At 41.5% G+C, this 20,031-nt stretch carries 15 protein-coding genes and 1 pseudogene; 3 read left to right on the top strand and 13 right to left on the bottom strand.

Going from position 1 to position 20,031, the window contains the following annotated elements:
* Window positions 1-487: 487 nt before the first annotated feature.
* The gene (gene cysK / locus ADJ77_RS00715; RefSeq protein WP_025078012.1) at window positions 488-1,435 is read right to left on the bottom strand and encodes a cysteine synthase A; all 948 of its coding nucleotides are present in this window, start codon (window positions 1,433-1,435) and stop codon (window positions 488-490) included.
* A gap of 197 nt (window positions 1,436-1,632) precedes the next feature.
* Here cysK and ADJ77_RS00710 point away from each other — a divergent pair, with 197 nt between their 5' ends.
* The 3 genes from ADJ77_RS00710 (at window position 1,633) to ADJ77_RS00700 (ending at window position 4,912) form a co-directional block, all read left to right on the top strand.
* The gene (locus ADJ77_RS00710; RefSeq protein ID WP_025078011.1) at window positions 1,633-2,451 is read left to right on the top strand and encodes an AAA family ATPase; all 819 of its coding nucleotides are present in this window, start codon (window positions 1,633-1,635) and stop codon (window positions 2,449-2,451) included.
* A 19-nt stretch (window positions 2,452-2,470) separates the two neighbouring features.
* Window positions 2,471-3,484 carry a DUF4435 domain-containing protein gene (locus ADJ77_RS00705; RefSeq protein ID WP_025078010.1) on the top strand — a complete coding sequence of 338 codons (1,014 nt, stop codon included), beginning with the start codon at window positions 2,471-2,473 and terminating at the stop codon, window positions 3,482-3,484.
* 126 nt (window positions 3,485-3,610) lie between these two features.
* Entirely contained in the window at window positions 3,611-4,912 is a 1,302-nt protein-coding gene (locus ADJ77_RS00700; RefSeq protein ID WP_025078009.1) for an alpha-L-fucosidase, read from the top strand.
* A gap of 206 nt (window positions 4,913-5,118) precedes the next feature.
* Here ADJ77_RS00700 and ADJ77_RS00695 read toward each other — a convergent pair whose 3' ends face one another.
* From ADJ77_RS00695 to ADJ77_RS00640, 12 genes and pseudogenes are all read right to left on the bottom strand, one after another.
* Complete coding sequence (locus tag ADJ77_RS00695; protein ID WP_025078008.1) at window positions 5,119-7,329, bottom strand: AAA family ATPase; 2,211 nt, start codon at window positions 7,327-7,329, stop codon at window positions 5,119-5,121.
* A gap of 116 nt (window positions 7,330-7,445) precedes the next feature.
* On the bottom strand, window positions 7,446-8,405 hold the full coding sequence (locus ADJ77_RS00690; RefSeq protein WP_050695918.1) for a Fic/DOC family protein: 960 nt from the start codon (window positions 8,403-8,405) through the stop codon (window positions 7,446-7,448).
* Window positions 8,406-8,411: 6 nt separating this feature from the next.
* A complete protein-coding gene (locus tag ADJ77_RS00685) occupies window positions 8,412-8,702 on the bottom strand; it encodes a hypothetical protein (protein WP_025078007.1) in 291 nt (96 codons plus the stop codon).
* A gap of 14 nt (window positions 8,703-8,716) precedes the next feature.
* Complete coding sequence (locus ADJ77_RS00680) at window positions 8,717-9,796, bottom strand: Fic family protein (protein WP_042740873.1); 1,080 nt, start codon at window positions 9,794-9,796, stop codon at window positions 8,717-8,719.
* 311 nt (window positions 9,797-10,107) lie between these two features.
* The gene (locus ADJ77_RS00675) at window positions 10,108-11,352 is read right to left on the bottom strand and encodes a VapE domain-containing protein (RefSeq protein WP_025078005.1); all 1,245 of its coding nucleotides are present in this window, start codon (window positions 11,350-11,352) and stop codon (window positions 10,108-10,110) included.
* A gap of 350 nt (window positions 11,353-11,702) precedes the next feature.
* Window positions 11,703-12,128, bottom strand: a complete 426-nt coding sequence (locus ADJ77_RS00670) for a DUF6078 family protein (protein WP_025078004.1) — start codon at window positions 12,126-12,128, stop codon at window positions 11,703-11,705.
* Window positions 12,129-12,420: 292 nt separating this feature from the next.
* Window positions 12,421-13,152 carry an ion transporter gene (locus ADJ77_RS00665; RefSeq protein ID WP_025078003.1) on the bottom strand — a complete coding sequence of 244 codons (732 nt, stop codon included), beginning with the start codon at window positions 13,150-13,152 and terminating at the stop codon, window positions 12,421-12,423.
* A 215-nt stretch (window positions 13,153-13,367) separates the two neighbouring features.
* Window positions 13,368-13,826 (bottom strand): annotated as a pseudogene (locus ADJ77_RS00660) (DUF6078 family protein).
* Window positions 13,827-13,857: 31 nt separating this feature from the next.
* Window positions 13,858-14,829: an AbiH family protein gene (locus ADJ77_RS00655; protein WP_159103744.1), complete on the bottom strand. Its 972-nt coding sequence runs from the start codon at window positions 14,827-14,829 to the stop codon at window positions 13,858-13,860.
* A 123-nt stretch (window positions 14,830-14,952) separates the two neighbouring features.
* On the bottom strand, window positions 14,953-16,857 hold the full coding sequence (gene dnaK / locus ADJ77_RS00650; RefSeq protein WP_050695917.1) for a molecular chaperone DnaK: 1,905 nt from the start codon (window positions 16,855-16,857) through the stop codon (window positions 14,953-14,955).
* A gap of 189 nt (window positions 16,858-17,046) precedes the next feature.
* Window positions 17,047-18,738 (bottom strand): phosphatase PAP2 family protein, encoded by a 1,692-nt coding sequence (locus ADJ77_RS00645; protein ID WP_244148545.1) that lies wholly within the window; start codon window positions 18,736-18,738, stop codon window positions 17,047-17,049.
* A gap of 234 nt (window positions 18,739-18,972) precedes the next feature.
* Window positions 18,973-19,599, bottom strand: a complete 627-nt coding sequence (locus tag ADJ77_RS00640) for a DUF4840 domain-containing protein (RefSeq protein ID WP_025078001.1) — start codon at window positions 19,597-19,599, stop codon at window positions 18,973-18,975.
* Window positions 19,600-20,031: the final 432 nt, after the last annotated feature.

Here is a 20,031-nt window from a genome sequence, read left to right as displayed (position 1 = left end):
ACTGCAGAACGAAGAAAAACAACCCATCAAAGAAGCAAACATTCCTACTACAAAAATAGAAAGACACCTCGTCCCCAGCCTCTCCAAAAGGAAAGAAGTTGGGAACGAATTTAGCCATAAATGTAATAATTTTTCCTTAACCCGTTTTTAATAAAAACTCTTTTGCGCTTGAATTAACGCCCTTTTGACTTGCAAAAGACACCCTTTTGAGGTCTAACTAACGCCCTTTTGAAGTCCAATTAAGCACCTTTTCTTGCAAAGTTCTACAACCAACTGATAAACTGATAGTTACAAAGTCAAAAAGGAAGTGTTATTTTCCTATTTCTATAGGAAAACTATTCTAATTTATGTAAACATTTTTCACAACAACGAACAACATTTATTGATGTATATAAAAGCTGTCTTTCTTCCTACAAACAAAAACAGACTGCCTTGTCTTAAAGACAAAAGCAGTCTGTTGGGAAAGTATTTTAGAATTTGGAAAATACTAAAGAGGATACTCGTCAAAGGCATAGAGCACTGTTGAAAGATAACGTTCACCCGTATCAGGCAGAAGCGTTACAACTGTCTTGCCTTTATTCTCCGGACGTTTGGCAATCTCGGCAGCGGCAAAGGCAGCAGCACCCGAAGAGATGCCGACAAGCAAACCTTCCTGTTGTGCTAGTTGGCGACTTGCAAGGATAGCCTCATCATCATCAACCAGGAACACTTCGTCAACATACGCTCTATTATAAGTAGTTGGTACAAAACCTGCTCCAATCCCCTGTATCTTATGCGCACCGCTCTGCCCGCCACTCAAGACAGGTGAAGAACTTGGCTCAACAGCAATGATTCTTATGTCGGGATTCTGTTCCTTCAGATAGCGACCAATACCACTCACCGTCCCACCAGTACCCACTCCTGCAACAAACACATCCACCTTGCCGTCAGTATCACGCCATATTTCCTGCCCTGTTGTGAGATAATGGCGTTCAGGATTAGCCTGGTTCTCGAACTGCTGAAGGATGACACTGCCCGGAATGGTATCACGCAGTTCCTCCGCGGCCTTGATTGCACCCTGCATACCGTCCTTGCCACCGGTCAGCTTCACCGTAGCACCGTATGCTTTCACAAGGTTGCGACGCTCCACGCTCATTGTCTCGGGCATAGTGAGAATGAGCTTATACCCCTTTACTGCTGATACCAATGCCAAGCCAACGCCTGTATTTCCGCTGGTTGGCTCAATAATAGTAGCTCCGGGCTTTAAGAGTCCCTTAGCCTCTGCATCCTCTATCATAGCCAATGCTATACGATCCTTCACACTGCCACCGGGGTTGAAATATTCTATCTTTGCGAGAACAGGTGTATCAACTCCATTCTCTGCAGAGAATTTATTAAGTGCTAACAGTGGCGTATTGCCTATAAGTTCTGTGAGTTTGTTTACTATCTTTGCCATATTCTTTGGAGTTTTGTTTCTTGAGAATTCTTTGTTTACAGATGCAAAGATACGGACATTTACCGACATGTGAAATACACTCTTTATGTTATTTAGCATACCACAAACATGGTATTTATATTAAAATAAGGCTTTCCTATTGCCATTCACACAAAAAACATTATATTTGCATTACTATTGTCATAAAATCTACGATTATGCAGAAATACGCAGATTACATAGAAGAGATTGAGATTGACTCGCTTTGGAGCGGAAAGAAACATATCCGATGGACATTAGACCGTCAGGTGAATATCCTGAGTGGCATTAATGGTGTCGGCAAGAGTACTATTCTTAATAAGGTGGTGCGTAGTCTGTCGCAAGGAGGTGAGTTCCCCAGCCATTCACTGAAGGGTGTCCGATTGAAGGTAAGTCCTGAAGATGCACGCTGGATACGCTATGACATCATCCGGTCGTTCGACCGACCACTGATGAACTCAGACAGTATCAGCAAGATTAACATCAACCTTGTTACGGAACTTGACTGGCAGCTCTTTCAGCTTCAGCGTAAATATCTTGACTATCAGGTGAACATCGGCAACCGCATTATCGAGACCTTACAAAGTGGTGAAGCAGATGCTGCCGAGAAAGCACAGCAGATATCACAACCCAAGAAACGTTTTCAAGACATACTGGATGACCTCTTTACCGAAACTGGTAAGAAGATTATCCGCTCTGAGAACGAGATAAAATTCTCTTCATTAGGTGAAGTCCTCGCTCCTTATCAGCTGTCAAGCGGAGAAAAACAGATTCTGGTCATCCTGCTGACCGTACTCGTGGAGGACAATGAGAATTATGTCCTATTCATGGACGAGCCGGAAGTAAGCCTGCACGTAGAATGGCAGAAACGGCTCATCGACCTCATCCTGGATCTGAACCCAAATATTCAGATTATCCTCACCACACACAGTCCGGCGGTCATTATGAACGGATGGATTGACCGTGTGACAGAAGTAACGGACATAACCGACAACTGACAGCCAAAAGGAGGGAACGATGGGAAGAAGACTGAGGGACAATCTGTCATCAGCATATATTGATGCTGCAAACCGACTGAATGGTAAAGGTGCACGGAGAAAGATTATCGCATACGTGGAGGCGTATGATGACATCTTCTTCTGGCGTACCGTTCTGAGCGGATTTGAGAATGAAGAACATTATTTTGAAGTGATGCTGCCGTCGAGACTGAACCTCACAAAAGGGAAAAGGTCGGTCTTGATGAACCTCGTTTCGCAGAACATGGGTGAGAATATGATTGCCTGTGTGGATGCTGACTATGACTATCTTCTCCGGAACACAACCCCACTGTCGGCTGAAGTAAACGAAAATCCATACGTCTTCCACACATACGCTTATGCCATTGAGAACCTCCAGTGTTATGCACCAAGTCTGCACGACGTGACAGTGGCTGTGACGCTCAACGACCATTCCATCTTCAACTTCGAGGAATTCCTCAAACAATACAGCGAAAGCATATATCCGCTCTTCATCTGGAGTATCTGGCATTATCGGCATAGAATCCATCGCAAGTTTACCATCTCCGACTTCAATCGGGTCGTTGAAATTGGCAATTTTTCCTTACGGGGGGCGGTGGAAAGTCTTTACCGATTGCGCCATAAGGTGCAGATGCGTGTGCGACAGCTGCAACGGGAGAACCCGAATGCAAAGGAAAGTTATCTGAAACTGAAGGATGACCTGCGTGCATTGGGCGTTACGCCTTCAACCACCTATCTGTATATTCAAGGTCATCATCTCTTTGACAACATCATCGTACCTGTCATGAAGCGGGTCTGCGACCGACTGGTTCGTGAACGGGAAGACGAGATTAACCGCAATGCTGTGCACGACACACAACGCCGGAACGAACTGTCAAGCTATAGCCATAGTACGGAGGCGATTGTCCCCATGCTCCGCCGTAATGTGGGCTACGTCAACTCTGAACCTTTCAAAAGACTGAAAGAGGACGTAGGTGAGTTCCTGAAACCGAAGCTACAACAGCCGATTGACTAACCTTTCTTATATCTTCAGGATATAGGAACACACGTAGCCACCACGCTGCATGAATATTAAAGAAAAGAGGACGTAATCTGCTGAACTTTCATTATCTTTGCACAGAAATCTAAACAAAATTCATACATGAAGAAGACTCTACTTTTTATCGCAACACTACTGGCGAGTTACGTCGGCATGGCACAAGAGACTTACCAGCCAACGGCAGAGAATCTCAAGGCGCGCAAACAGTTCCAAGACGAAAAGTTCGGTATCTTCCTGCATTGGGGACTCTACTCGATGATGGGTACAACCGAATGGATTATGACCAACAGGGATATAAACTACAAGGAATATCCTAAGTTGGCTAAGACCTTCTATCCTTCAGAGTTTGATGCGAATGCTTGGGTGAAAGCTATCAAAGCTGCTGGTGCAAAGTATATCACCATTACCACACGTCACCACGACGGTTTCTCGCTTTACAAGACTGCTACCAGTACTTATAACTCTGTTGATGGTTCACCTTTCAAACGTGATATTATCAAAGAATTAGCAGATGCCTGCAAGCGACACGACATAAAGCTGCATCTTTATTATTCACACCTCGACTGGGGACGGGAGGACTATCCTGTGGGTAGAACGGGAACAGGAACGGGTCGTCCAAAAGAAAAGGCAGACTGGCCAAGCTATTACAAGTTCATGAACACACAGTTGACAGAACTCCTCACAAACTATGGAAAGGTGGGTGCAATCTGGTTTGATGGCTGGTGGGATCATGACAGTGACGCCAAGCCTTTCGACTGGCAGTTAGAGGAGCAGTATGCATTGATTCACAAACTGCAGCCACAGTGTCTCATCGGTAACAACCATCACCAGACTCCTTTCGCTGGTGAGGATATTCAAATCTTTGAACGTGACCTGCCGGGTGAGAACAAGGCTGGTCTGTCTGGTCAGAGCATCAGCCGTCTGCCATTGGAGTCATGCCAGACTATCAACGAGCATTGGGGTTACAACATCACCGATACCCTCTACAAGTCACCAAAGGAACTGATCCAAATGCTTGTTCGTGCTGCCGGTAAGAATGCCAACCTCCTCCTCAACATCGGTCCAGAGCCAGGTGGAGCTCTTCCCGAACTTGCCCTCAACCGTCTTCAGGCTATCGGTGAATGGCTGAACAAATATGGTGAAACCATCTACGGCACTCGTGGTGGCATCGTTGCTCCACACGAATGGGGAGTGAGTACACAGCAAGGTGACAAACTCTACATCCACATCCTAAACTGTATGGACTCCAGCCTCTTCATCCCTACTGGCAACCACAAAATCAAGTCTGCCACTGTCTTTGGCACCAACAAGCGTGTCAACTTCACAAAGACTGGCAACGGCATCACCCTCAACCTCGACACCGTCCCCACCGATATTGATTATATCGTTGAGTTGACGTTGTGATGTAAGGTTTTAAGCTTATCATCTTCCAAAAACAACCCGCAGCAACCATCCAGTTGCTGCGGGTTTGGTTATATGTAAGTATCGTTTTCTTCCTCAAAAGTATTTGCTATTGATTATCAATAACTTATATTTACACGATACAAATAAGATTCCTCAATTTAAGTAATATCGATTAGAAACCATCTTAAATGTTACTTCTTAACTTTTTATTTCATCATTTTCTTATAATGCGTTTCATATCCTTCTATTTCAAATAATAGCCTAAATGCTTCTAGAAAATTATCATAATTAAATTCTTTAAAGTCATATATATTCTGTCCAAGAGAATGAGATTCTCTATTTATATATCGATTAAAAGCTTGAAATCTAATATCTTTTAATTTTTCTGAATTGAATGTATTATTTAGATCTCTCTTCTCAACGAAATTAAAAAAATACTCAATAATATTTCTCATGCAATTTGCAATAAGAGCAGGTGCAGAATCTCTATTCTTGATGATAGACCAATATGCCTGATAGTCACTTTGAATTTCTTCGTAGCTCATCGATTTTATATGGCTTCCTTGACGATCTTTATATAACCTTATTAAAGTTTGGGAAGCATGTCTCTTCTCTCTATTCATTTCCGTCATTTCATAGAAGAAGTAAAGGCTATGTGTTAATATAAACACCTGTTCGCAACGGTTTTTAATATCTAATCCCCCATCATTGTTCCTTTGAAAAGTTGGATAAAATCTTTCTTTAATAAGTCTTCCTACATTAAAGACATGGATATGAGAAAGACTAGAAACAGGATCATCTATTACAATAATCCGTTTTTTTATAGCGTCATTAGCTAATTTACGACCTTTACATTGTTCGGTAAAATAAAGAAAGCTTATTATCATTTTTTCTCCTTCACTTAGGGATTTAAAAATCTCCTCTTCTGTTTGATCTCCTCTCGTTATGCGATATAATCCTTCTTCTTCGTGTTTGATAATCTTAAAATCGGTAATTCCTAAGTCTAGCAAAAGAGCATTTATATTCTCTATTGCTTCATCAATATTGATTACATTTTTCTGCTCAGAAGTAATTATTCCCTTTTGCTCCTGTATTTGAGTAGTATATTCTTTATACTCATGTTCGATTTCATTAATCGCTTGTTTATGAGAATTCAAAGTGGTGGTGTACAAAGAAACAGTCTGGTCATATTTGAATCTTTGTATCTCCCAGAAAGTATCCTTGATATGGTCTATCTCTTGTTGCTTATTCTGTAATTTTGTATTATATTCTTCTATAATCTTATTTGCATTAGATATGATCTCATTTAGCCTGTCTAATAGTTCTTGATGAGATTCAATTACAACTTTTGTTCCAGGAGATTTACATTTTTCTTCCATCCTCAAAAGGTTATTTCTAATCACATTCATAAATTTATTAAATGTAATTTCATAGTCTTTCTTAAAACGATTGAGGATAGAAATGTTATCAAAAGTATCAATCTTCTGAGTGTTTTCAACCTCTTCCTTATACTTATCTTTTAAATTTGTTAGATTTTGTAATATGTCATTGTATGTTTTATCAAAGTAACCCTTTAGGTCTTCTATAATCTTACTTGTTATTCCTTGTTGGCAAAAGGGGCATTGATTTGTATTTAAATTTAAATATGATAATCCATCTTTCACCCAATCTGCATTAGCTAAGTTATCAATTAACTCAGATACTTTGCTTCCCTTATTTCCTGTAATAACTTCTCCAAATATTGTATATTTCTCTATTGGTTCACCATTGAAAACCATTAAAGGAATTCTTGGAATTTCTACAGCATCTTGTTTATTTAAATTGTTTACTTCATTCTTTAGTTCTTCAATGGTCTTTGTCGGTTCTATCGTAGGCTTTTTCATATTCAATAGATGATTAAATAGATTCTCTTTGCTACTTTGGACCCCTTGAAGACAATATTGTAGAACTCTATCTCCTCCAGAATATTGTCTTTTGATTTCCCAGATTTTATTTTGAAACCCTTCTACTTTTTTGTTCCATTGTTCGTCTTCTTTTTTTCTTTTCTCTTCAGCTTCCTTTTGCTGTTTATATAGTTGTTCTAAAAATTTATTTGCAGAATCAATCTTAGTTTTAGCCTCTTTATTTTCTTTGGATAAGGTAAAGATACCTTTAATATTGTTCTCAGTGTAAAAAGTTTCTTCAATAAATTGCTTATTGTATACAAGAATTTCCTCTATCTGCATATCTAAATTAGGATTTATAGAGCAATCACTAAAATTAGAACATTCTGGAAACGAATGTAAATAGGAAGCAATAGTACTTTTACCAGTTCCATTTAGACCGTATATAAGAACTACATTCTTATTGTTTGTGTCCAATATAGTTTCGCCTTTATAGCATGATTTTTCTTTCTTTAATTTTATACTTTTTATCATAATGGGAATATCAATATTTATAATCTAAAATAGTTTTACATACTTGATAAAGAATTTTTACTCCAAAAAGTTTGTATGTTTCTAGTAATATGAAAGGATAATCATTGATATAGAATTTAATCATTTTGTTCGTAACAATATGAATAATCTATACATTTCATAAACATTTCTCGGTCATCAATCTTAGCGGTTAATGCGGGCTTTACTAATGCCTTGATGTGTGTATTGTCTGACACGCTCTCACGCATAGCTGCCAAATAGTCGTTTTTGTTTATTTGGCTCCAATCTACACATCGTTTGAGAGAACGTTTTAGCATAAGGTCGAGCCAAATACGAGTGCTGCGACCATTACCCTCCATAAAAGGATGGGCAACGTTGCATAAATTCGGCTGCACTCGCCTATTTGTAAACGAGTTCACATGGTGCTCATTGGCACGAATTTTCATTTCCACGTACTTGCCCATAATCTCATCAAAGGTAGTTTCTGACATTCGTTCTATTGTTTGCAACGTTGCAGGAAAGTGCATACAATTAGCAAAGGTAAAACCACCTTTTGAAATATTCTTGGTACGGATTTGTCCTGCAAAGTCGTACAATCCTCCAAAGAGATAAGCGTGTATTTGTTGTAAACATTTGATTGTACCAGGATCTACAGTCTTTAAGATACCACTTTCAAAAAGCTGATAAGCCTTTTTCTTGCTCTGTCCGTCAATAGTGTTATCACTATAGAGGAACCAGTCAAGAAAGTTCGTAGCCTTGGTATTGTTGATATGCTTTGCCAAAAGGGTTACACCCTCTGCATCAAACGTATCTGTCTTATAAGACTTCCCGTCAGAGGCTTTTAGCTTCAGTTGGTTAGTAGTACTAACCAACTGACTATTTTCTTTTCTTAGTTTGGTTTTGAGATACTTCCAATAGTTTCTCGTCTTTTGGTAATCATCTTGCTCGTTAATCGCAGCAATGATGTCCAGCACAGAGAACCACCACTTACTGTGTTCCTCGTCCCATACCGCCCTCACTTCACGGTCGTTGAAGAAGCGAATCGATTTCTTATATTGTTCTTTATCTTCTGCCATAAATGCTCATGTTTTATCAGGACAAAGCAATTTTTCAACATCATTAATAATGCTAGTATTTATTTCTTGTGGTGAGAAACTTACCTTGTGAGTATTGGGATCAAATATCAAATGAATGGAATCACTATTTGGTAAACAATTTGCAGAGATTGCAAATTTTCTTATAAGGTCAGCTTTTTCCTTAAAGCTGATAACAAGAATATCAAAATCTTTTTCGTTATACTGTACACGACGATTATAATTACCATCATGTAGCTGTAATTCTATTTCTTTTATTTTAAGTGAATAGCGTTTCATAAATAAATTGGATTTTAGTTGTTTAGTTCTTTGTTTTTAATCTCCCAATAGCCATTGCGCTTACCATTTTTGCGTTCAATAATGCCACGTTCTGACAAACGCGTTGTCATACGTTTTACGGTTCGCTCAGACTTACCTATATGCACAGCAATTTCCTTTTGCGTTGCTTGTGGTTTCTCCTTGACAAACTTTATAAGTGCTACTTCTTCCAAAGTGCAATCCAAAGTGTCATTATGGCTCTTTGGAACTTCCAGACTGGCACTTTGAACCAAATGCTTTGGTGCTTCTATATGTAGAAGTCTGTTCTTTAGTTCATTCTGCTCACCTAATATCAAATTGCGAAAGAATGCTTCAAGGTATTGCATCGTAGCAAAGATGCCTTTAGGCATATTGTTATAGTTGGCTCGAACCAGTGCGTTACGAAAATACCACGAATAGTTAGCAAAGGTTTCGTTGCTGATGTCGAAACCAAATGTACGCAGATACTTAATGATAAAAACTGCCGTTGTACGGGTATTGCCCTCCCCGAACGGATGAATTTGCCAAAGGTCAGAAACAAATTTTGAGATATGGCTCACAGCTTCTGCTATATCATGATGCTTATAATCGTATTCTTTTTCACGGGCAAAGTCGTAATCCAGCGTTTCACGGAAACTATCAGCACCAGCATATAGTACCGTTTCTCCATTCAACACCCATTCCTTTTTCGTAATGTTATAATCTCTTATCTTTCCTGCATGCTCATAGATGCCTTCAAACAAACGACGATGAATTGAAATATATTCCAATGGCGAGAACGTAAAGCTCTGTTCAGATAGCAATTCGGTAATACGAGCCGAAACTTTATCAGCCTCTTCCGTCCTATTCCCGACCCCCTTACGAGCAGTCTTTGACTCATAATAGCTATTGACGAGCAGCTTCACCTCCTCAATCGTGATGTCACCCTCAATATGCTGGCGAGCAGTTTCACGCAAATAATCAGAAGTCTTCAAGCCATCAACAGCCTGCAAACCAATAGCCGTCTGCCACGCATAACCTTTCTCTCGTTTATGCGGCTCGCTCTGTCGGATATATTCTTCAAAGTCGGTTATCATACTATTTATGAATTAAAATCGAATCGATTTCTTACTGTGCTCTTTATGTTCTTCCATAAACAGGTTCTTAGTCACTACGCCTATTAGATAGTATCTTACAAAGGTAGCAAAAAAATCTATATAAAGAAAAAGACAAGGTCATTTTTATTAAGAATACACTTCATTCTTGAACATCAATAAAGCAAACATAGTTTTGTTTTTAGTTGCTGTCACTTTTAACACTTCACGCAACCAGCAGATTATAAACGACTTATAACGTATCGCAATGTGACAGCAGTGACAGCAACTTTGAAAGTTTATTCAGAGAGCGACTAACGTTTTAATTTAGGATTGACGGACTGATCTATACTGCTACGTATCGCTACCAAATACTCTGTGCCGTGCGAAGAATGCTTGCTGTGGAGATTCGGGATGTTGGCAAGGACACGGCCGAAATGGGAGAGGCTCGTCAGGTGTAGCTGACTGCCGTATCGCTGGCGGAGAAGACTGAAGATGGAGGCGGCTGTCATATAGGCACCCTTGGTCAGGTCCTTAGGGATAGAAAAGCACTCGAAGAAGAGAGCCTCAGCAGGGGTGCGCTGCTGATATTGCACGTTGTTTGCCATAATCTCTTGGGTGTCAGCCTCATCAAACCAGTATCGCCTACCAGCCTCAAGTTCGGCAACTGCCTGTGCATAAAGCTGCTCATAGTCTATGCGGTCAGGCAGACGGATTGGACCAGTCAGCGTAACTGCAATAAAACGGCGACAGCCACTGGGATCGCTAAAGACATCCGAGACATTTGCTGTGGCGATGAAAGAGGCTACACGTGGCAACATGACTTGCTGTTGGCGGTAAGGCTGACGGAGTTTCACACTTGCAAGCTGCATGACATTCTTCAAAAAACCGTCCTGCGTCTTGGCAGACAGCGTATTAAACTCATCAATATTAATCAGTAACGACTGTGTCATTGCCCGCAGCGTATTCTGTTTCTCACTGATGACAAGATTATCATTATAGCCCCACTGTAACGCTTCGGGCAGCAAGCGTTTACAGAAGGTAGACTTCCGATAGCCCTGTCGTGAGATGAGTAGCGGTGCAACACTGTTGCCATGTGCATTATCCAAGCCCATCCATTGCGCCACCATCGCAAGAAACCACGTGTGAAACCAGTCTGCCCACCGTGCATTGTCATTGGGTACACAGTCTGCCAAAGCATTGATATGGTCCTTTCCGTCCCATCTCCCTCGCAGACTATTGAGGAAGTCGTCCACAGGATTAAAAATCTTGACAAAGTCCGACTCTGTGTATCGTCGGATGTCCTTGTCCCACACATCAATACCATCGAGTCGTGCCTTGATGGCGATAGTATTGCGCATACGTTCATCCGCTGGTACAAAAGGTTCGTTACTTCCTGTCTTACGGATTTCCGTACAGCCCAAGGCGGTGTTATACCGCATTTCATACTTCCGCTCAAGATAGTCGAGCAGACGACGGGTAATATCATGTTTAAGTTTGTCCGTTTGACGGTTACGTTGATTTTCTACTTTGATATTTTTAAGATTCTTATATTTCATAGATGATGGTTTTAAAATTTACAAGTTGACAAGTTGTTTGTGAGAAAGGATAAAGAGTAAAAAGGTTAAACTGTTATTATGTCTTTCTAATATCTGACCTTTTGTCATTCTGTCTGATGAGCCAAAGAAGAGTTAAACTGTTACTATGTCTTTTATGATCCTGTCTACCAACACCAAGTGTGTTAGTAGCAAGCACCATTCGTGCGGAGCGTTAACACCAAAGAAATAAGACCTCTATAACAGCTTACTAATTCAACTTCGTGACGCTAAAGTTACCTTCTCTGTCTCTACCAAAACAAGCTAATGTCTTAACTCCTATCACTCCCTTTCACTCCTTGACTCCTTAGTCCCTAATACTCCCAGCCCGTTTGGTAATTATCATAAACACGTGGAGTAGCATAACCATAACGCTGGAAAAAGTCGTTAACCCATTGCTGCTCTTCCTCGCTCAGCTTGTTAATCCCCCGATGGTAACGATAGTAGACAAAACGACTTCCGAAATGGTCCTCCATAGCACGGCGCAAAGAGCGGTAGTCACTATGCTTCACATCATCAAAAAGATGCGAGAATCCCCACGCCAGTCGTTCTTTCTTCATAGCGTGAAACTCCTTACAGCTATTGCCAGAACGAGCAGAGGGAAGAACAGTCAATGCCGAATGTCGGCTAACAGAGAGTGTCTTACCCACATAATAGCGTAGGCACTGCTCTTTGAGAATACAATCGTGCATAAAGCACACTGCCCAGTCATTGGGCATGTTAGAAAAATCTGTAAACATAAATAGAATGATTTAAGAATAAAACAAAAAGGAAGATGCCGTCAGTTTGTAGAAATTCACGCCTTGCGTGCCGTTGCTCTTCCTAATATCTGCCTGCAAAGATACAACACAGAGGTACCCCTTGTCAAGTTTTTCACGAATTATTTTTATTTTGCTGTCACTCCTATCACCCACTTACGACTTATAACACTTTATAAATCAACGAAATACCGCAAATGTTAAAAATGACAGCAAACAGTTTTCAAACTCGTTGTAATATATAAAACGTAAGCTGTACCCAGCAGAAAACGTGTCAGTCCTTCTCCTTACGCAGTTCATCAAGATATCGGGCGGTAATGACACCAGAGGGCAAAGCGATAACGGCTATACCGAACAGAGACGAAAGCATACTAACGAAACGACCGACATCGGTGACAGGGCACATATCCCCATAACCTACCGTGGTAAGTGTCACGGTTGCCCAATACAAGGCATCAAAGAAAGAACGGAAGGTAGGCTGACCTGTATATGGGTTTATGTGGGGTTCGACATTGAACAGTATGAGTGCCGTCACAAAGATATAGAGCAAAGCCAAGACCAAGACAGAAGACAAGACCTGACGCTCCTTGTAGAGTATGGACATAAACAAACGCACCTTGCTTGATATTCCAAACATCTTCAAGACTCTTGTCAGCCTCAACAGGCGTGTGAAACGGAAGAGCTTGAATGCAGGATTAAGCAGCGTTACGGCAGGCAGTATGGACAGCAGGTCAATGATTGCCATAAAAGAAAACGGATAGAAAAGAAACGCTATCTTACGATTGTTGCTTCTCAAATCAGCCGTACCCCAGCGAAGCAGGTAATCAATGATGAACACGAGCGTTGAAGCCATTTCCGTAAACCAAAACACTTTGTACGTACCCATAAACATCAGCGGAAGAAGGCTTACGAGAATGGTCAGAACCATGAACCAGTCATAAGCCGTACACATCCAGTCAGAACGTGACTTCCTGTCTATTATGTTTGCAATCTTCTGTCTATTCATATCACTAAATGATTTCTTGTGAACCAACGACATTAAATAAGTTTATTTAAAGAATTGGACAAGCTAATCCAATCAATTGGACTGACTAATCCAACTTATTGGACACGCCTATCCAACTCACTGGACTAACGTGTCCAATATCATAAGTTATATACCTTTCTATAAGAACCTACCAAAGAACTATCAGAGAATGTCAAGCAAATGTGTGCAGATATCTAACTGTATCTTGCCAGCCGCATCACAGCAGCGTATTGTTCTTCATAGCGATCGAACTCGATGGCACTACCGTCATAAGCCATTTCAGTAAAGGAAAGACGAACCATCTTCTGCTCTTATTCAGTTATGGCACGGCGTTGCTGTTTGACCTTGTAGTAAACTTCAGAGCCAAAGCACATCATTACTTCGTGACGGACACGCTTCAAGTCTGCCATCCGCACATTATCGTAAATGCGAGAGATGCCCCACGCAAAACGTTTCTTGCGCTTCTGCTCATAGTACGGACATGGCTGTGCACCCGTTATCACTTTCGGGTTCAACATCATATACCGTTCCCGCCCACCCGACTCAAACATCGTGTAGGCTGTATGGCGCAAACACTGGCTGGCTTTCTCGCAGTGAGTGCCAGCACAGTGTTCGTAATCAATTTCTAATTGGTTGTATTCTTCAAGAGTCATAAGAAAAGGATTAGATTCAGCTAATAAACATTTAAACTATTATCACTCTCTTTGGATAAATAGGAAAGATATCTGCATTACGTGCAACGAATATACGATTACGGAAAGATTTTATGTCTCCTTCAATGCCAATTCGTTCCATTACAAGTTTACGTAAATCTCGCTCTATACCTATATAGTCTCTTTCAAGTAAATCTGTTTTTACTTTTTGAGAAGTATAATGAAAATATAAGAGGATTGCATTGGAATTCATAAATCTGCGTAAAATACAATCCCACCATAATTTATCAGTAGGACCTAAGGATGTGCCATAAATATAAAAAATATCTGCCTCACTAATTAAGGAAGCACACTCTGTATCTACTCCTGTACCTAACTCCTCATTGCCTTTAGGCTTGATTATTAAATCCTGAAAATTCTCATCCATGCAAAAATCCTCGTTTTCTATCTGGCTTAAGTCATTTACCCCAAATAGTAAATCCGACTCATTCAATTTCCCATGTACATGCTTTATATCTCTGACCCAAAAATGACTAGATCTGGAAGAGTCGCCATAGCCATTAAAAGCATCTTTCTTACTACTCAAAAGGTGTTCCAATGTATTTGTATAGTTAAAATTAATTATATTAGCCGTTACTTTATCCTTATTAGAGTAAATATCAAACACTTTCTTTCTAGATTTAACATGAAGATAATCTTCTGGGAACATCAAATCTTCCCAAAATTTAATCTCATCATCGGGCGATAAATTTGGTAAATTTTCTTCAGCCAATGTTAGATATTCTTTTAAGGCAGAACTAATATCTCTGTAGAAATCCTTAAATGATTCCACATCAAAAACATCTTTTGTAAATAATCCCAAGGCTATTTCTAAGTCTTTCCATTCTTGACCTTTCTCTATTTTTACTTTTGACAAAAAACTTTGTTTGATAGAAGCAACAGTGTAATCAGATGTTTTTATACCTTCATAGTATTTAAGAAAATCGGGATAACTTGTAGGCATACCCATTCGCAAGTCGAGACCATTTCCAAATATGTAGACACAATTCGTCATAGTAATATATTTAGATTAGAAAATCGCAGCAACCCATTGCTGGATTACTGCGATTATATTAGTTATTATTATTTACTTCACTTCCTCAAAGTCTGCATCCTGGATGGTGTCATCCTGCTTTGGCTGCTCCTGCTGACCAGCATCTGCGCCTGGCTGAGGACCTGCCTGTGCACCTGCTTGGCTATACATCTGCTGTGATGCTGCCTGCATAACAGTGTTGAGGTTGTTGATAGCTGTGTCGATTGCTGCAACGTCAGCTGACTTATGAACATCACGGAGCTGCTGGAGAGCTGACTCGATACCTGACTTCTGGTCGGCTGGAACCTTGTCACCATTGTCCTTCAAGAAGTTTTCGGTGGTGAAGATCATTGAGTCAGCCTGATTCAGCTTGTCAATCTTCTCACGCTCCTTCTTGTCGTTCTCGGCGTTCTGCTCAGCTTCAGCCTTCATACGATTGATTTCCTCCTCGCTCAAACCGCTTGAAGCCTCGATGCGGATGCTCTGCTCCTTACCTGTTGCCTTGTCCTTAGCTGATACGTTGAGGATACCGTTAGCATCGATGTCGAATGTTACCTCAATCTGTGGCACACCACGACGAGCTGGAGCAATACCTGTCAGGTTGAACTGACCGATTGACTTGTTCTGTGCTGCCATTGGACGCTCACCCTGCAGAACGTGGATAGTAACCTCTGTCTGGTTATCAGCTGCGGTAGAGAACACCTCACTCTTCTTGCAAGGGATAGTAGAGTTAGCATCGATGAGCTTAGTCATCACGCCACCCATTGTCTCAATACCGAGGGTCAATGGAGTTACGTCGAGCAATACGATGTCACCCACACCACTTTCCTTGTTGAGGATAGCACCCTGAATAGCTGCACCGACAGCAACCACCTCATCAGGATTAACACCCTTTGAAGGCTCCTTACCAAAGTAGTTCTTTACCAATGTCTGCACAGCAGGGATACGGCTTGAACCACCTACGAGGATAACCTCATCAATATCTGATGTCTGCAACTTAGCATCACGGATAGCATTCTGACAAGGAACGAGACAAGCCTGGATGAGGTTGTGTGCCAACTGCTCAAACTGTGAACGGGTCAAGGTCTTTACCAAGTGCTTTGGTACACCACCCTCAGCAGTGATATATGGCAAGTTAATCTCTGTAGAAGAAGAGCTTGACAACTCAATCTTAGCCTTCTCAGCAGCTTCCTTCAAACGCTGCATTGCCATTGGATCCTTTCTCAAGTCGATACCCTCCTCAGACTTAAAGCCGTCAGCGAGCCAATCGATAATTACCTGATCGAAGTCGTCACCACCAAGGTGAGTATCACCATTCGTAGAAAGAACCTCGAACACACCACCACCGAACTCAAGGATAGAGATATCGAATGTACCACCACCAAGGTCGAATACGGCAATCTTCATATCCTTATTAGCCTTGTCAACACCATAAGCAAGCGCTGCGGCAGTAGGCTCATTCACGATACGCTGTACGTTAAGACCAGCAATCTGACCAGCCTCCTTAGTTGCCTGACGCTGTGAGTCAGAGAAGTATGCTGGTACGGTGATAACTGCATCTGTCACCTCCTGACCAAGATAGTCCTCAGCGGTCTTCTTCATCTTCTGCAATACCATTGCAGAAATCTCCTGTGGAGTATATTTACGGTCGTCAATCTGTACACGTGGATAACCACCCTCGTTAACAACCTTAAATGGAACACGCTCAGCCTCTTTCTGACACTGTGCGTAAGTTTCACCCATGAAACGCTTAATAGAGTAAACGGTCTTCTCTGGGTTTGTGATAGCCTGACGTTTAGCAGGATCACCCACCTTACGCTCGCCGCCCTCAACGAAGCCCACGATAGAAGGTGTAGTGCGCTTACCCTCGCTGTTAGCGATTACCACTGGCTCATTGCCTTCAAATACAGAAACACAAGAGTTTGTTGTTCCTAAGTCAATTCCAATAATCTTTCCCATAATTGTATGTCTTTTTTATTATTATTTCTTGTTCTATTATTAACGCAGTCTATCGCAGGTTCATCAGACCATATCGTCTGCTGCTGACAGCGTTGTTCGCCAATTATTAGACAAATGATGTGCCAACAGAAACAGACTGACAGAATGGCAGAACAGGGAAATAAGTTCTTTCTAAACGGGCTTCAAGAGTCAGAATGTGATTGAGAAGGCAGCCCCCAAGACAAACTGTGATATATTACGCTTCCGGGAAGTAACGTAAGGTGACACGTACTCATCAGGACGTGAAACAGGAGAACCCCCAAAACTGACATTGCGTGCTGCTGCCTTCAGGAAGGCAGAAGGGTAATAATGCGTGGAGTAGGTTCGGTGACAGAAGTCGTAATCCAGGAAGAAACGCCACGCCATAAGCGACTTATAGGCGAAGTTGAGTGAAAGTCCCGTGCCGACAGTTATGGCACGATTACCCGAGACATTCAAAAAGTCCCACGATGTAGAGTATGGCTTGCCATTATCCTGCTTATTTCCCAACACCTCACATACATACTCCTGCCCTCCGTTATTCTGTTCGACAGAGAAATCCAAGTCGCGCTGGTGTCCGCTGACATTGGCAGTAATCTTTATCCCTTGCAGATAGCTTCTGCCAACAAGAAGTTTTGAACCAATCGACAAGCGGCGAGAGAGCGGGAAGTTAAAATAAAGTCCGCCACTGACGGAGAACTCCGCCATGTGATTGGATTCTACGGTAAGCGAATAGTCATCAATGAAACCCTCAAGGTCCGGCAATATTTTTGCCAAGTTACATATAGAACATTGTGTAAAATCAGACCAGTTCTTGACATTACGCGACACGACCCGCAGCCGTCCACCAACACCAATATTGCGATTGAAGAAATAGGCACCCTCGCTTCCGATGGATATGGCACGGGACAATTTCAAAGTCCTGACCCTGTACTCTTCATAGTCATCCTGCAGTATATCATTTCCTTTCATCAGGTCGAGCTTCTGTTCCCCAAGTCCCAAGCCCATCTGCACACTGAAGAAAGACGGCTGATCACTGAAGAGCGGAGCATCGATGCGGTCAGGGCGGAGCAGACCCTTCTGCCTGAAAAGAAGGTCGGCAAGCGTGTAGCCCAGTTCCGTGGACAAGATACCGACTCCTGCACCGGCAAAGGTGTCACTAACCCAATGTCTGTTGTTCAGGACACGCATACAGCCCGTAGCTGTTGCAAGGAGGTATCCACCGATGCTGTACCACGGACTGCGTGTCAGCCCATATTCCTTGTGCAATATCGTCGCAGCTGCAAACGCCGTTGCTGTATGTCCGGAAGGAAAGGAATTACATGTTGAGCCGTCGGGACGCTGCTCACGCGCAGAATACTTTATGCTGTTCACTAACAGTGCCATAACCGCATAAGATGCAGTTGCGCTGACGGCGTATCGTCCCCATTTGCTGCGTCCCTCAATGCCTGCCATCTTCAGTCCCGTTGTCAGCAGAAGGGGAGAATATTGCAGGTAGTCGTCCACTGTATTATGAAAGTTATACTGGAATTTCTGTCGTATATTCTTTATCTGTTTCCGCTCGCTTCTCAAAGCCAGTCCTGCAGCAAACCAAGAAAGACTTGCCCAACTCATATCGGTCTTCAGGTTATGTGCAGGCAGTCTTCTTTCCGCATCGTTTACTTCATTTATGCTGTTTTCGTCCCTCTTTATTATAGATAAGGTGGAAACATCCGTCTGTATGCTGTCTGTTTTCCCTGCAACAACATTGTTGCTTTCTACAGTGTATAAGACAGAATCCGACAGTATTTCTTCATCATTTACTGTTGCATGGCAGGCTTCTGACACCATCAGTGCCATTGCAAGACAAGTTATCACTTTCATATAGAACACAAGGGGTGTGGAAAACATCAGACACATTCCGAAAAGCTACAGACTATAATCATCAAGCCTCAACAGAAAACATGTCGGATTTGAGTTAGTTGGACATTGAAGTCAAGCAGACTCCATTATTTTATCATTATGAGACACTCAGGTTCTCAAACAAATAATCATAAAGTCTGGGAACATCAGAACAGATATTCCCAGACTTCAAGCATCAGCTTATCCCTGAAAGACTTATTTCTTAGGCTCTGACCTAAAGTCGAAGATTTCAAAACCTCTATATAATGACTTGTCTGTAGTTCCGTCAATCAGCACAACTGACTCAATAAGGCGGAAACCTGTAATTTTCTTGGCGTTGTCATATCCACCATACGTATTGTTCGGATTGAAGATGAAGCCGACAGAGACATCGTGCGTCTTCCCGCCATAAGTCAGCTTACCCAAATCCAGCCGATAGGGTGCAATATAGAAAAGAATCGGGTTCACATTAAAGATGCTTACCGCACACTTAACTTCCTGGTCAGGCAAAGCCTCTATAGCCTGCTTCAAGTCAGCATTTGTAACGTTGTTTGCCAACAGTTTACTTGGAAACCTCTTCACCACAAGCGTAGTGTCATCCGTGATTTCCCAGCTGGTGATTACTGAATCTTTCTTCTGAATAGTATTGTTCGTTGAATTAAAAGTGTAGGTAAACAGCTTTCCTTGATAAGTTCCTTGAATGGTTTTGCTGGCAGCCTTCAACTCTGCCTGTGTGGGTCGGTTTTGCTTTGCCTTCCCGTCAAAATCATCATTCAGACAAGAAGTAAATGAGAAAGTCATCATAAGCGCAACGACTAAAAGTAATAAATGATTCTTTTTCATTGTAGAAAGTTTTGGTTTATTATATCTAAGTTTATCGGGCACAAAATTACACATTCCCTGTTTATTTCCAACACAATAACTGTTAAAAGACTGATAAGAAAGTTTCACGGCTGGCACAGAGGATTACCTTTAAAAGTTTTTTGCCTTTCAAGCGGGCTGTTTTAGCTTTATTATCGAAAGAACATGACACGCTATTCGACCGAAGGAGACAATCAAAAAGATACTAAACTGCAACTACCCCGATTTATCATCACGATAAAAAACATTTTTCTTCATGAAAAGAAATATTTTTCTTCATGATAAAAAATATTTCTTTTCATGTAAATAATTCGCAGCTGATGGGAACTGACGAATAAAAAGTGGATAAGCCGACAAGTCTCCTGCTGCTGAAACAACCGTAAACAGGGGGATTATAATCAGGGATTTTAAGTT

Source organism: Prevotella fusca JCM 17724 (assembly GCF_001262015.1).
GTDB lineage: Bacteria > Bacteroidota > Bacteroidia > Bacteroidales > Bacteroidaceae > Prevotella > Prevotella fusca.
Note: the sequence above shows the minus strand (reverse complement) of the source record. Positions and strands in the feature narration are given on the sequence as shown.